The organism is Chryseobacterium sp. Y16C (assembly GCF_022488405.1).
Classification (GTDB): Bacteria; Bacteroidota; Bacteroidia; order Flavobacteriales; family Weeksellaceae; genus Chryseobacterium; species Chryseobacterium geocarposphaerae.
Map to the genome: position 1 here is coordinate 3,188,823 of NZ_CP092711.1, position 13,156 is coordinate 3,201,978.

14 protein-coding genes are annotated in these 13,156 nt (G+C 42.3%); all 14 read left to right on the top strand.

Annotated elements, in window-relative coordinates; all coding sequences use genetic code 11:
- Positions 1–185 precede the first annotated feature (185 nt).
- The 14 genes from MKS83_RS14315 to MKS83_RS14380 all read left to right on the top strand — a co-directional run bounded on the left by MKS83_RS14315 (position 186) and on the right by MKS83_RS14380 (position 13,155).
- Positions 186–971 (top strand): hypothetical protein, encoded by a 786-nt coding sequence (locus tag MKS83_RS14315; RefSeq protein WP_090001555.1) that lies wholly within the window; start codon positions 186–188, stop codon positions 969–971.
- 83 nt (positions 972–1,054) lie between these two features.
- Positions 1,055–2,149, top strand: a complete 1,095-nt coding sequence (locus MKS83_RS14320) for a hypothetical protein (protein ID WP_090001696.1) — start codon at positions 1,055–1,057, stop codon at positions 2,147–2,149.
- Positions 2,146–2,511 carry a hypothetical protein gene (locus MKS83_RS14325; protein ID WP_090001698.1) on the top strand — a complete coding sequence of 122 codons (366 nt, stop codon included), beginning with the start codon at positions 2,146–2,148 and terminating at the stop codon, positions 2,509–2,511. The genes MKS83_RS14320 and MKS83_RS14325 overlap by 4 nt, the downstream gene beginning before the upstream one ends.
- Before the next feature lie 11 nt (positions 2,512–2,522).
- Entirely contained in the window at positions 2,523–3,962 is a 1,440-nt protein-coding gene (locus MKS83_RS14330; RefSeq protein ID WP_317224453.1) for a relaxase/mobilization nuclease domain-containing protein, read from the top strand.
- A 61-nt stretch (positions 3,963–4,023) separates the two neighbouring features.
- Positions 4,024–4,674, top strand: coding sequence for a ParA family protein (locus MKS83_RS14335; RefSeq protein WP_078797567.1), 651 nt, complete (start codon positions 4,024–4,026; stop codon positions 4,672–4,674).
- A gap of 20 nt (positions 4,675–4,694) precedes the next feature.
- Complete coding sequence (locus MKS83_RS14340; protein WP_078797568.1) at positions 4,695–5,258, top strand: hypothetical protein; 564 nt, start codon at positions 4,695–4,697, stop codon at positions 5,256–5,258.
- Between the two features lie 117 nt (positions 5,259–5,375).
- A complete protein-coding gene (locus MKS83_RS14345; RefSeq protein WP_078797569.1) occupies positions 5,376–5,696 on the top strand; it encodes a DUF4134 domain-containing protein in 321 nt (106 codons plus the stop codon).
- Position 5,697: 1 nt separating this feature from the next.
- Positions 5,698–6,012, top strand: a complete 315-nt coding sequence (locus MKS83_RS14350; RefSeq protein WP_078797570.1) for a DUF4133 domain-containing protein — start codon at positions 5,698–5,700, stop codon at positions 6,010–6,012.
- Positions 5,984–9,070, top strand: coding sequence for a TraG family conjugative transposon ATPase (locus MKS83_RS14355; RefSeq protein ID WP_078797571.1), 3,087 nt, complete (start codon positions 5,984–5,986; stop codon positions 9,068–9,070). The genes MKS83_RS14350 and MKS83_RS14355 overlap by 29 nt, the downstream gene beginning before the upstream one ends.
- Positions 9,057–9,710 (top strand): hypothetical protein, encoded by a 654-nt coding sequence (locus tag MKS83_RS14360; RefSeq protein ID WP_078797572.1) that lies wholly within the window; start codon positions 9,057–9,059, stop codon positions 9,708–9,710. The genes MKS83_RS14355 and MKS83_RS14360 overlap by 14 nt, the downstream gene beginning before the upstream one ends.
- Positions 9,711–9,720: 10 nt before the next feature.
- The gene (locus tag MKS83_RS14365) at positions 9,721–10,404 is read left to right on the top strand and encodes a hypothetical protein (RefSeq protein WP_078797573.1); all 684 of its coding nucleotides are present in this window, start codon (positions 9,721–9,723) and stop codon (positions 10,402–10,404) included.
- Positions 10,405–10,406: 2 nt separating this feature from the next.
- The gene (locus MKS83_RS14370) at positions 10,407–11,072 is read left to right on the top strand and encodes a hypothetical protein (protein WP_240580223.1); all 666 of its coding nucleotides are present in this window, start codon (positions 10,407–10,409) and stop codon (positions 11,070–11,072) included.
- Between the two features lie 5 nt (positions 11,073–11,077).
- Positions 11,078–11,908, top strand: coding sequence for a hypothetical protein (locus tag MKS83_RS14375; RefSeq protein WP_090001561.1), 831 nt, complete (start codon positions 11,078–11,080; stop codon positions 11,906–11,908).
- A 2-nt stretch (positions 11,909–11,910) separates the two neighbouring features.
- Positions 11,911–13,155: a hypothetical protein gene (locus MKS83_RS14380; protein ID WP_090001563.1), complete on the top strand. Its 1,245-nt coding sequence runs from the start codon at positions 11,911–11,913 to the stop codon at positions 13,153–13,155.
- Position 13,156 lies beyond the last annotated feature (1 nt).

A 13,156-nucleotide genomic window follows, 5' to 3' on the forward strand; every position in this document is an offset into this window, starting at 1 on the left:
AAAGGGAAAAGACTTCGGAACTCGTCTTTTTTCTTTATAAACCTTCAGTTAGATTCCATTTTATTCTTTTTTAATCTCCACGGATTCAAAAGTAATCCAGATTGTTATTATTTAGCCCACGCACCTCTAACCCTATTGTTTTCAAGGTTTTAATGCTACAACTTTGCAGCAGAAATCTTAATCAGATGAAAACAATTCTTTACTTTTTCTTTAGCTTATTGACGGTATCAGTCTCGGGACAGGTCGGTATCAATACGCCAAACCCGGAAGCTACTTTTCAGGTCGTAGGCAAACCTGATGATCCGAATCATTATGATGGGATCATTCCGCCAAGCATCACCGGTGATCAGCTTTCAAAAAAGATCTATTCCTCATCGAAAAAGGGTGCTCTCCTTTTTGTGACTGTTCCGCCGTACATACTGTCCGGGCAGGTCATTAATATTTCCGAGCCCGGGCTCTATTATTTTGACGGCAATCGATGGCAGCCTGCCCAACAGGAGCGGAAGATCGAGTATCAAACCATTCTGGTTTTCGACCGTAATACCAACAGCCCGCTAACTGCTTCTACGCAATGGAGTGCACCTGTTAATATTTGGGATGATAAAGATACTTACGATACCTCTACGAAATTCTACAGCATGGGAACAAAAAAATTCGGCGGCTTAGAGGGAGCGGTATCATTTAGAAAAATTGACGGCATCATCAATATTAAATTTCTGGTATCACGAACAAACGGTTCCAACCCAGTTTCGGATGATGCTGTAATGGATATTTCTGACATCTGCAATGAACTTGGATACTTCCCGACTGACGTCGCCTGGCTTCATCCGGAAAACTCAACAGCGCTGATGTCCGTTTTTCTGCAAAACAATTCAATTCATATCCCGGCATCAACTTTAAATGCCATCACTGCCAATACAGTGGGCGAAGCCAAAGGATATTCAACCTGGACGAAACCTCATTTAAAATAAGCCAATACAAGATGCTATTCAACAGCATTTCGAAAATGATGAATGATTCTAAAAACGCAATAAACCTTAACAAAAAAACAACAATGAAAAACAATTTTCTAACCTTACTTTTTGCCTTGGCAGCAGTGAACCTGTTCTCTCAGGTCGGTATCAATACCCAGTCGCCCAAAGCTACGTTTGAAGTGGTCGGAAAACCAAATGATGTGAATCATTTTGACGGGATTATTCCGCCACGTATTACCGGCGATGAGTTGGCTGCAAAAACTTACTCCACCGCACAAAAAGGTGCTTTTGTATTTGTAACTACGCCTGCAACCTCTCCATCGGGACAAGCTGCTCATCTAACCAAATCGGGATTATATTATTTTGATGGACAGCAATGGGTTGCACTGACTAAGGATGACCCTTTGGAAATGGTTGCGCTAAGAGGCAATACTTCTCCGGTCGAATTGATACTGAAGAATTATCTTACACTTGATTTTGATCAGAAAGAAAATTACATCCTGGGAAGATCCAGAAGTCCGATCACAGGTGAATACAATACGATCGTGGCGACAGATTCCAACATCACTTCCGGAAAAGGAAATTCGGCATTTGCCTATGCCATGTCACAGGGAAAAGTGACCGGAAAACTGAATTACGCGGCAGGTGTATCGGCATTGAATGGAATGGCTAACGGGACCATAGCCGGTAACAGGAATATTGGTATTGGTCCAGGTGCCATGTCATACATCACTTCCGGCAATGATAATATATCGATCGGTTACCTTTCAGGAACCGGGAACCGGACAGGTTCCAATAACGTTTTCATTGGCGTTGGAGCCGGAAGCCCGGTAGTCGGAGACCGAAGTGTCAGTAATAAGCTGGCCATTCATTCGACACCCGTCAATACCAATCCGAATGCTTTTTGGGACAGTATTACGAACAATTACACCGACTATAAATTTGCTTTAATTTCAGGTGACTTTTCTGAAAGATGGCTCAATATCAATGGTAAGCTAAGCGTAACGCCTTCCCAAATGCCTAATGCAGACGGCGATTCTTCTTATACGAAAAAAGTAGTCGCAAAAGCCGATGGTTCATTTGGTTTTGCCACCGAGGTCATTCCCACACCACCAGCCTCTGGAACCTTCGTCCTGAAAAGTGTGAATGGTATTCCAAGTTGGAGTTCACCGTGAAAAAAGAAGGGAACACGAATTCTGAAGTAATCTTTTTCCGGATCCAACAGGAAAGAAAAAAGAACTGGAAGAAAACGTGCAGGGAAAGAAATATCTCTTTGACCAGGCTGATTATCGATTCTGTAGAGAACAGGATTATGGATGATGAGAGAAGAAACGTTATTGAATTCATTGAAAAACAGGACAACATCTTTACAAAGATCGAAACCAATGTCAATCAGTTGGCAAAAGTAGTCAACGGACAGAAGTTCATCTCGGAAAGTCAATTGGAATTGTTTTCTACACAACTTTCAGAAATAGCAGCACTGAAAGCCAGGCAGAATACAATTTTTGAAAACATCTACACATTGCTTTCAAAATGATCGTCAAGATTATGAAACCAGCGGGAACCAATTTCCCGGGAGTAGACTACAACGACAAAAAGATTGACAAGGGAAAGGGAGAACTGATGCTGATGAAGAATTTTCCGTCATTTATTAATGAAAACAGCAATAAGCAGCAAGTAAGGGATTATCTGAAAGCGATATCCAAAAGCAATAAGGTACAAAAGCCACAATTCCATGCCGTGATCTCTACCAAATTCCAGGAGCACAGCAAGGAAGACCTTACAGGGATCAGCGCAGATTTTATGGCACAAATGGGATACGGACAACAGCCCTACATTGCAGTTTTCCACAAGGATACCGAAAATAATCACATCCATATTGTTTCCACAAGGGTGGATAAACAAACCGGGAAAAAGATTGATGACAGCTACGAAAAGCTAAAGGCGCAAAAAGCTTTGGCCCAGGTGATGGAAAAACGCTACGGCATAAATGAGGAGGGAAAAATAAATCAACTTTTAAACTACAAAATTGGCTCTTTTCAGCAGCTGAAAACTTTGCTCAACAGAAATGGTTACCAATTGATCGAAAACACAAATGATGGAAAATCCATTACCATTTCAAAGAACGGCATTGTACAGCGAAGAATCTCAGCAGATCAGATTGTTTTCAGCAATAAGGAAAGCGAGAAACGGATCAGGCAGATCAGGGCCATTTTTTCAAAATACAGGCAGCTCTATTCCAACAAAGTGTTTAGAATAGATGATTACAGAAAACAGGAGGCGATGCTCCCTGAGGGAAAGCACAAAGATTATTGGAAACCGGAAATTGAGTTTGAAAGCGAGCTTCAGAAAAAACTGAGAGACTCTTTCGGCGTCGACATCGTATTTCATCATAAGGATAATCAAATGCCTTTCGGATACACTTTGATCGATCACAGGACCGCAACAATTTATAAAGGCAGTGAGATCATGAAGATGGGGGAATTGTTTGAATTCACATCGACCAGAATGGATAAAAGGCTTTTTGAACAGCTGAAAGATTATGGCATTCCCAATGCGGAAACTAAGACGGTACTATTAAAATATTTAAAAGAAAGGTATCCGGAAAATGAGCTAAGTGATTTTATGCTGTTTAAGAATAAAAAGCTGAAGAACAGGGAAACATTCAATGCCATCAGAAGTGATGTGAAAGAATATCTTAAAAGTCAGGGTGGATATCAAGTCAGTCTTTTAAGATCCGACGAAGGAAAATATTATGCAATCCATTCCAGGCTTCACTTCGTTGGTGAGCTGCAATCATTGATCGGCGAGAAGCAATATCAGCAGTTTCTAAATCCGGAGCCGAAAAATGAAAAGAATCCGGAAAACAGTACTGGACAAGAGTTGAAGCAAGCCGTAAACGAAATGCTGTTTAAATGGATGAGGTCTTCCGGTACATCAAAAGACCCGGCCGAGAACGAATTGAAAAAGCGAAAGAAAAAGAGATAAGACCGAGCGTTTTTTAGCTAGTCATAACCTGGCTACAAGCCATCAACTAAAAACAATAAAAATGATTATCACATTCGGGACACAAAAAGGTGGAACTGGCAAAACCACACTTGCGATTGCTTTTGCCAATTATATTTCGGGAGTATCCGAAAGAAAGGTCAACGTGTTCGATTTTGATTTTCAGAAATCTTTCTACCACAAATGGATCGAAGATGAAGAATCAGAACTGCCTAAACTGTATGAGGTCAGGATTATTGATGAGGACAATGAACAGCCTTTCTCCGATTTTGAGCATCTGATCGAAATGAAAGAAAGTGAGGAGGTTAACGTTTTTGACCTTGCCGGAACGCTGGATGCACGGTATAGTGACCTGCTGATCTACAGTGATTTTATCGTGATCCCATTTGAGTATTCCAATGTCTCCGCAAAATCGACGCTGGTTTTTATCAATTTTTTAGGATTGCTGGAAAGTCAGGCGGAGCGAGTTTTTATCCGGTCCAAATATGATAAAGGCTACAAATACCAAAACCAGGAGGGAATGGATGCCGAGATCAGTAAATACGGCATCCTGCTGAAAAATTCGGTATTCAAAAGGAATTGTCTTCAGACCATTGATACGAGAAAACTGACCTATGAACAGAAATATGCGGTCAAACATCCTTTCAATGAACTGATCGATCACATCAACCATATACTTGAAATTAACATATAACGATTCTAAAAACACTTACAATGATCAAAATATTTCTTACCATCCTCGTCCTTTATCTACTGTATTACGCAGGAAATATTGTTTACGACCTTTTTCTCAAAAAAGATCCTGAATTAAAAGAAGAAGAGGCTGAAGAATATGCCCTTACAACATTCTCAGAGATTGATGCTAATGAAATCAAGTCAGTCAGCATCGATGATGTAGAGCAACTCAATACACCCAATTCATTTAATACTAAGGAGATCTTTTCTTCAAATGACGAAGAACCGGATGAACCGCATGATCTCGAACACTGGCGTAAGAAATTTGAATCTGAGCAGGACATTGATGATTTTAAAGAAAATACAAAAATCAAAGAAGAAAATCAGGAAGATGCAGCCAAAGAAATGAATACTCAGAATGCTGACATACAAGAGTTTTCAACTGCGAAATCCAATGATGAAAATACGAAATCCGAACACAAGAAAGAAGATCCTGCTTTAAAACTCAAACAGCAATTCAACCACTTCCTCAGCCTTGCTGAGACCCAGGTCCAGGTCCTTTCAGACCGTGATGGCTTCAAGGTCTACCATTCAATGATCTAGCAACTTAAACAACCTTCAATACTCTTTATCCGATCCGCTCCATTGAGCCGGACAGCACACCTCCTATGCCTTTTTCTGAACAAAAAAAACACAGTTCAAATATAAATCTTACCTATTATGAAACACAAATGCAAACGTTACCTAACAACGAAAAAATTATTAACTGCGGCACTGCTTCTAATGGCGGTCACGCCCATGCTGGCACAGGGAGGTGCTACGGCCATCTCCAATGCAGCCAATGACATTAAAGACTATTGGGACCCAATCAAGCTGATCTTAAAAGCCGTTGGCGGATTGGTCGGTTTTATCGGCGGTCTTCGGGTCTATAACAAATGGACCAACGGTGATCAGGATGTCAATAAGGAAATCCTGGGTTATGGCGGGGCGATGATCTTCCTCATCGTTGTTCCTGAATTTGTAACCTCTTTTTTCGCATAAAATGGGATTTTACCTCTACAAGGGGCTGAAAAAGCCTCTTGTATTCTTCGGACTAAAAGGAAAGTATATCATCTATGCAGTAGGCGTTATCGGCGCAGGCGTCTTAGCGGCTCTGGTCCTGTCCAAATTCGGATTGCTGGGTTCACTGCTGGGACTGGCCGCTACGGCCGGAGGTGTTTACCTGATCTTCAGAAGGCAGGATAAATACGGACTATACGACAAGACCAAAAACTTTGATCAGATCTTCATTTTTCCAAAAAGAATGAACAACAATAAAATTTTTAAAAATGGCAGCAGCAAAAAAACAAACCTTTGATATTCCGTTTATCGGCTACGATTACGGAAAGTATTTCAATTGGGATTTTGACGTGCTGTTCGGACAATACGGCAATCCCATCATCGGGATCAGGATCAAAAACATCGTTGAGCAGTATTCTGCTGACCCGGATAATTACCTGAACTTCCATACGGTTCTTAATCAGGTCGTGTCGATCATAGGAGAAGGAAGGATCGTTCAGAAGCTGGATATATTCACCAAAAAGAAATACGCCGCTGAGCCATCCCCTCAATTCCTGCAGCAGAAATATTCAGAGCATTTTGACGGAAGGCTTTTTAAAACTATTGAAACAGTCATACTGTTTACGGATCTCATTCATGATAAAATTAAAAAAAACGGTCGGTCAGCGACCGGTGGCAGTATAACAGAAAAGAGTTATAAAGAGCTCAGGGACAAATGCCAGAAGGTGTTTATGCTGCTGAAGCAGAGTGGCTGCGAACCTGAATTTCTGTTGGAAAAAGATTTTGAATACTACATCTCAGGGGTTTTGTCAATGCAGCTTTCAGACGTCCCGGTATTTGACAATATCAAAAGTACCAGTGAATATCTGAAAATAGGCAATCGGTATGTCAAGAATATTGCCTTTGTCGATGTCGAAAATATTGACCTGCCCTCTGAAATAGAACCCTACTCCATCCTCGGCGGAAACGGAGCCGCTTCCGAAACAGCGGTTGATAATTTTACCTTTATCAATGAGCTGGAGGATTACGAAACCATTGTTTACAACCAGGTCATTACCATTCCACTGCAAGCACAACAACAGCGGGAACTCGATAAAAAGAAGAAAAAGCACGAAGGCGCGGCCAATAATTCACCATCCAATGCCATTATCGCAGAAGAGATCCAAACCCTGCTTCATAATATCGCTATTGATGGCCAGCTGGTAGTGAATGCTCATTTTTCGCTGCTGTTTTCAACCAACACGCTGGAAGCAATGGAAGGGATACAGTCCCAAATTGAGAATAAGCTATTTACCAAAGGGATCATCGTTTCCAAGAATGCCTACAATCAGTTGGAACTATTCCGGGCAGCCATTCCGGGCAATTCAACAGAACTCAGGGACTATGATCTTTTTATGACGACAAGCGAAGCGGCCTTGTGTTTTTTTTTTAAAGAAAGCTATCCCGTGAATGAAGAATCCAACTTCTACCTGAGATTCACAGACCGGCAGGGCGTACCATTAAAAGTTGACCCCGCTGACCTGCCGATGAAAACCGGACGGATCAACAACCGGAACAAATTTGTTCTGGGACCATCCGGTTCGGGAAAATCATTCCTGATGAACAATATTATCGAACAGTATCTGACCTACAATTATGATGTGGTGATCGTTGATACAGGTGATTCTTATTCGGGAACCTGCCAATATAAAGGCGGACGGTATATCCAGTACACCGAAGAAAAACCGATTACGATGAATCCTTTTCTGATGGATAAAAAAGAATTCAATATTGAGAAAATAGAGTTTCTGACCAACCTGATCTTCCTGATCTGGCAAGGGCCGGATGCAACGGTGTCGTCTGCGCAGAAATCAATTCTTGATAATGTGCTGATGTCCTATTACCATCAGTATTTCAATTCGGGAACCGATTGGTTTGACAATAAAACATCGGAAGAACTGATTCTTTACCTTGCAAAATATAATATTCACGAAGAAGATATCGTAACCGAGGGGTCAGCGACCGGAGGTGGTTCTGAAACCAGCTATTATGATATTCTGGGGATACCTTTTGATGCATCTGCCGATCAAATTAAAGAGACAGGACGAAAACTGTTGAAATCTTACCATCCTGATAAAAACCTGAATAACCCTGATTACGACAGCGAAAGGTTTTACAAGGTTTATGAAGCCTATGAAACTCTCAGCGATGAGCAGCGGAGAAAGATCTACAATGAAACGCAGCTTATCCTTATCAAGTCAAAAGATATCATAGAACGTCCGGAGTCTTTAGCAGACCAGGATCAAAGTTTCCGAAACGCCATTATCAAAAAGATCAAGGAGCTCGATGAAAAGCTGGAAGCCAAAGAGCTTTCGTTCAATGGATTTTATGATTACTGCGACAAGTTCTTGCCGCTTTATCTCAACAACAAAAAGCACAGCATTACGGAAAGGGAGTTCAACCTTCGGACGTTTCTGTTTGTGCTGAGGGATTTTTACAAAGGGGGAAGATACGGAACGACCTTAAATGAATCTGCTGATAATACGCTCTTTGATGAATCCTTCATTGTCTTCGAGATCGATAATGTGAAAGATAATCCGAAACTGTTTCCGATTGTAACCCTCATCATTATGGACACATTCATTCAGAAAATGCGTCTGAGAAAGGACCGAAGAAAGGCTCTCATCATTGAAGAAGCTTGGAAAGCGATTGCCAGTAAGCTGATGGGAGGTTACATTTTGTACCTCTATAAAACCGTCCGAAAATTCTGGGGAGAAGCGGTGGTTGTCACACAGGAACTGGATGACATCATTGGAAATGCTGTGGTAAAAGATTCGATCATCAACAATTCCGATACATTCATCCTGTTAGACCAGACCAAGTTCAAGGACAACTTTGAGCGGATAGCATCGCTGTTATCGCTGAATAAAGTGGAGCAAAACAAGATCTTTACGATCAATAATCTCAACAATAAATCCGGACGAAGCCGGTTTAAGGAGTTTTATCTGAAGAGAGGTTCCAAGGGTGAGGTCTACGGCAATGAAGTCTCCCTTGAACAATACCTGACCTATACTACTGAAAAGCCTGAGAAATCAGCCGTGGAGTATTATGTACAAAAGTATGGCAATTATGACGAGGCTTTGATAAAGATTGTATCGGATTTAAAAGTTTTCGGTGACAGTCTTGAAAACCTGGTGTCTTTGGTCAATCTCTACCGGCATCCTCTGGATAAGAAAGTAGTTTCCTACTACCATCATATGAAAAATAACCATCCCGGGAAAAATATCTTCAAGATCATCGGCCAGGAACTGGAAGAGCGAAACATCACTTTCCTTGAATTAATCAATAAAAAAGAATATCAATATGAAAAAGTTTAGCCTGTTATTTTTAGGATTCTACGGATGGGTATCTGCTCAGAACACCTACATCGACCCTACGGTAACTGCTGCGATGATCCTCTATTCGGAAAATCTGAAAGCCAAACAGAATGAGGTTATTGATGAAACGTCGAAATTAAAGGATGCTCAGACCTGGGTGGGAACCCAGATGGTCGCTGCCAATGATATTCAGAATAAAATACTGAAAGGATTGAAGGAAGTATCAGGAACCTTACAGAACGGAATCCAGGTACAGGAGATCTACTCCGAACTGAACAAATGCTATACCTATTCGTCAGAGGTGGTGCAGCTGGCTTCGCAGCATCCCCAGTATGCGATTTTCGGTACCAGGGCTTCGCAGAAAACCTATGAACAAAGCCTGAAGATCGTAACGGATGTATCGGATATTTTGGCATCGGGAGAATTAAATCTGGCTACTGCAGGCGACCGTTATAAGATCCTTCATAACATTTCAGGAAATGTGAAAAGCTTAAAGCTGTGGCTTCTGGCTATCAAGCTGAGACTGGAGAAAGCCAACAGGCTTGGATTCTGGAATTCCATCAATCCTTTTGCAGGATATATCAATACCGATAAGGCCATTGTGGATGATATTATGAACCGCTACAGACGGAATTTTTAATATTTCTGTGATGAAAAAGATTTTTTATACCCTTTTCATGCTAATCGGATATACCGTTATCACCTCTTCCGGCGGTGGCTCAACACCAGCCTGGCAAAAGGAGAATGTTTCTTTCCCAATGATGAACCTTGAGATCAATGCCACCATGAAAGAACACGATCGGCAGAAAGAAATGCGGCAAAAGCAAACACTGAGTGCCTCGGTAGAAACAGCCAACCAATCCCAGTGGAAGAACTTCAAAGACAAAGTGACCAAGATCCAGGACAGGCTGCGTATTGTATCTTTTGCTATACAGGCTATTCCGGCAGGTGTGAACCTGAGCAGGGAAATTACCAAAATTACGGATAATCAAACGGCCATTATCAACGAGATCAGTACAGCTCCTTACTCTATTATCGCAGTACTGCCTTCACAGTTGCAATTTGTGGATGATCTTCAAATGACCTTACGCTTACTCACAGGAATTATTTTGTCTTACGGCGCCATCAACCAGATGGAACAATCGGAACGAAAGGTATTACTGGATTATGCCTTAGGCGAGGTCAAAGTACTCAGTAGGAATTCAACCCACATGCTTCTGAAAATAAGGGATATCAAAGCCAAGGTGCTGCGGAACAAACGAGCCTTCCAGTACTATGTCAACAGGGACCGACAGGTTGTAGAAAACATTATGAACCACATCAAATCCTTTTAGCGATGAAGAAAATAATAATCTTTGCAACGTTTCTCTTTGGCGTAACTCGTGTTACAAGCCAACAGATCGTGATCAACGATAAACTGCTGTCGCAAATTACCGTTAATCACGGCGTACGACTGGCCAGTGAGCAGGCATTCCTGGATTCTTACAAAAAGCAGAAAGAACTCTACGACGAGATCAACAATAAAACAATGCAGGTGATCGCCATTCAGGAGTATATCTATCAGCAACTGAAAAATGTCAATTCAGCACTGACCCAAAGCAAAAAGCTGATCTACCTTTATCAGTATCTGGGAAAGATCGTCAGCAATTCCAATAAGATGCTAAACCTGTCTACGCAGCATCCCGAGTATGCCGCATTGGTCTCAAAATATTATGTAGAAATCGGAAAACAGGTCATAAAGCTCCAGCAGGAGGTCTCACAGGATATACTTAACGAAGACAAAGACTTTTTGATGGATGCCAGCGACCGGGAAATGCTCATTGAGAAGGTCTTTACACGGGTAAGGAATATTCACGGGAACATCCTCTACATTATTATGAGACTTGAAAACGCGAGGAAAATACCGTACCTGTACCAGGTTCCTGTTCTCAGGAACTACCTCAATATCGACAAGGCCATTGTCGGACATATCATCATCAAATACAAATACATCTTCAATTAAGAATTATGGAAATACTATTTAAAAAAGGGATATTCTTGGTTTTTGTATGTGTCGCCATTGCGGCATCAGCGCAGCTAAGTGTCAAAAGACTGAATGATCCTTCGATCGTTGCCCAGCATAAGAGAATGACCTTTGAAAGCTGGGGCGACTGGCGGCCATACCCCAAATATTTCCTGGGTATCCAGACTAATTTTGCCTACGCTACGGTATGGGGAATGTGGGCTCCCAAGATCAATAGGGATTATAAGGACGGGGACGATATCCGTCCGTTGAAACCTACCGGAGAACAAAATCTGCGGTTCGCACAGCTCAAATTCCAGGAAGAGGAAGCTAAGAAGATCAAGGCTGCATCCGACACGATCTATAAAAGAAGCGTGCAGGACTTTGCACATTGGACTTCTGCTACAGTCGATGCGGATCCGCTTTGGTTATTGTATTACAAGCGGATGCTCAAGCCGATCACGGAATTTCCGGACACCCCGCAGAACTTTATCGACTGGCGGCTAAAAGACCAGCAGACCTACGAAACGCTTAATAGTACGGGAACCTTAAAACGGCTTCAGGAAGAACTTGATCTTATAAAAGAGAAATACACGTTATCCCGGTCAATGGATATGCCGAGGGGAAAACGCTTTATCATGTATCACGAAACGCTGATCCGTTGGCGAAAATTTGTGCAGGAACTGAGAAGGTACAATAACCGAACAACGTTGCTTCTGGATTACAAAAACATCCTGAACAGCCATTTACCCACCGCATTGCCAACACAATGGACACCGGCCTCAGACAAAGGAATTGTTCAAAACGTGATGCAGCACTATAAACACAAATATTAGAGATGAATAAAAAACTAACGCTTTGCCTTTTGGCAATAGTACTTCCCATAATGGGCTTTGCGCAAACCGATGGCGACTACAGCAACCTGCTTCAGTTTCTGAAGGGTGACGGCGCTTTCGAAAAGTGGTTTATGGAGGTGTTTACCAAGCTGGACACCAGTATTCAGGACAGCGCTCAAGGTTCCGCATTGGTCGGAAGAGCGATCGGAGGACTGGGCGCACTGATGTATCTCGGCTATATGGGCTGGCAGATGGCCGCCGGAGACCGGGAATGGGAAATTACCCCGATGCTTAAACCGATCCTCATTGGATTCACTTTAGTCTATTGGACCGGATTTGTTAATCTGATCCAGGCACCGTTCGAGGCTATCGCAGAACCCGGCATTGCGATTTTCAGTGATATCGAATCTGAGGTCAATGACCTGAGGGTGCAGCGGTTTAAAAAGCAGCAGCAATTGCTGGACGCGGTCATTAAGCTCAATGCCGAAGAAGATGCGAAGCAGGAAGTGATTAATAATACCTCCAAAGATGCTGATGATTCGTGGTTTGATATCAGCGACGGGATTGATAAGCTGCTGCAACCCATCAAGGAATGGCAGATCAGGATGCAGTTCCAAATGCAGAAACTGGTCGCCGAGGTTATCGAGTTTGTATGTCTTTCTGTTCTCAGGATTTGTGTTTACCTTATATTCTTTATCCAGAAGATCTGGGCGTACATTCTTATCATTTTAGGTCCTATTGCAGTCGGAATGGCGTTGGTGCCGGGATTTGAAAATTCACTGTACAGCTGGGTTTCCAAATTTATCAATATAAACCTTTACACGTTTGTCGCCTACACGATCATCAATATCGGACAGCAGCTTATTGCTTCAGGGTACACCATGGAAATCGAACGCTATGACACTTTACTGACCAACGGCACAGTGACCAATCTCGATGCCTTGATGGTCTATGTCAGTAATTCCGGAATGATCTACAACCAGCTTTTTACCTGTGTCGCTTATATCGTGACCGGTATCGGGGTATTGATGACCCCGACCATTGCGGATACGATTGTGACCGCAGGCGGAGAAGGTGCTATGACGAAAATGAAACAAGCTGCCGGAAAAGTGGCAAGTAGTGCTAAAACAGCAGTGCTTACGGTGAAAACAGGAGGTGCTGCGGCAGCGGCATCGGCCGCTAAATCAGCCGCAGCAGGTACTGCTTCAGGTCGAGTGAGTAGCGCAATGAATAACAAAAAGAATTAAA

Bases quoted from the DNA above. Each gene is read 5' to 3' on its own strand.
- MKS83_RS14335 (WP_078797567.1), top strand. From the start codon at position 4,024: ATGATTATCACATTCGGGACACAAAAAGGTGGAACTGGCAAAACCACA.
- MKS83_RS14360 (WP_078797572.1), top strand. From the start codon at position 9,057: ATGAAAAAGTTTAGCCTGTTATTTTTAGGATTCTACGGATGGGTATCT.
- MKS83_RS14345 (WP_078797569.1), top strand. From the start codon at position 5,376: ATGAAACACAAATGCAAACGTTACCTAACAACGAAAAAATTATTAACT.
- MKS83_RS14315 (WP_090001555.1), top strand. From the start codon at position 186: ATGAAAACAATTCTTTACTTTTTCTTTAGCTTATTGACGGTATCAGTC.
- MKS83_RS14340 (WP_078797568.1), top strand. From the start codon at position 4,695: ATGATCAAAATATTTCTTACCATCCTCGTCCTTTATCTACTGTATTAC.
- MKS83_RS14330 (WP_317224453.1), top strand. From the start codon at position 2,523: ATGAAACCAGCGGGAACCAATTTCCCGGGAGTAGACTACAACGACAAA.
- MKS83_RS14365 (WP_078797573.1), top strand. From the start codon at position 9,721: ATGAAAAAGATTTTTTATACCCTTTTCATGCTAATCGGATATACCGTT.
- MKS83_RS14380 (WP_090001563.1), top strand. From the start codon at position 11,911: ATGAATAAAAAACTAACGCTTTGCCTTTTGGCAATAGTACTTCCCATA.
- MKS83_RS14355 (WP_078797571.1), top strand. From the start codon at position 5,984: ATGGCAGCAGCAAAAAAACAAACCTTTGATATTCCGTTTATCGGCTAC.
- MKS83_RS14370 (WP_240580223.1), top strand. From the start codon at position 10,407: ATGAAGAAAATAATAATCTTTGCAACGTTTCTCTTTGGCGTAACTCGT.
- MKS83_RS14375 (WP_090001561.1), top strand. From the start codon at position 11,078: ATGGAAATACTATTTAAAAAAGGGATATTCTTGGTTTTTGTATGTGTC.
- MKS83_RS14350 (WP_078797570.1), top strand. From the start codon at position 5,698: ATGGGATTTTACCTCTACAAGGGGCTGAAAAAGCCTCTTGTATTCTTC.
- MKS83_RS14320 (WP_090001696.1), top strand. From the start codon at position 1,055: ATGAAAAACAATTTTCTAACCTTACTTTTTGCCTTGGCAGCAGTGAAC.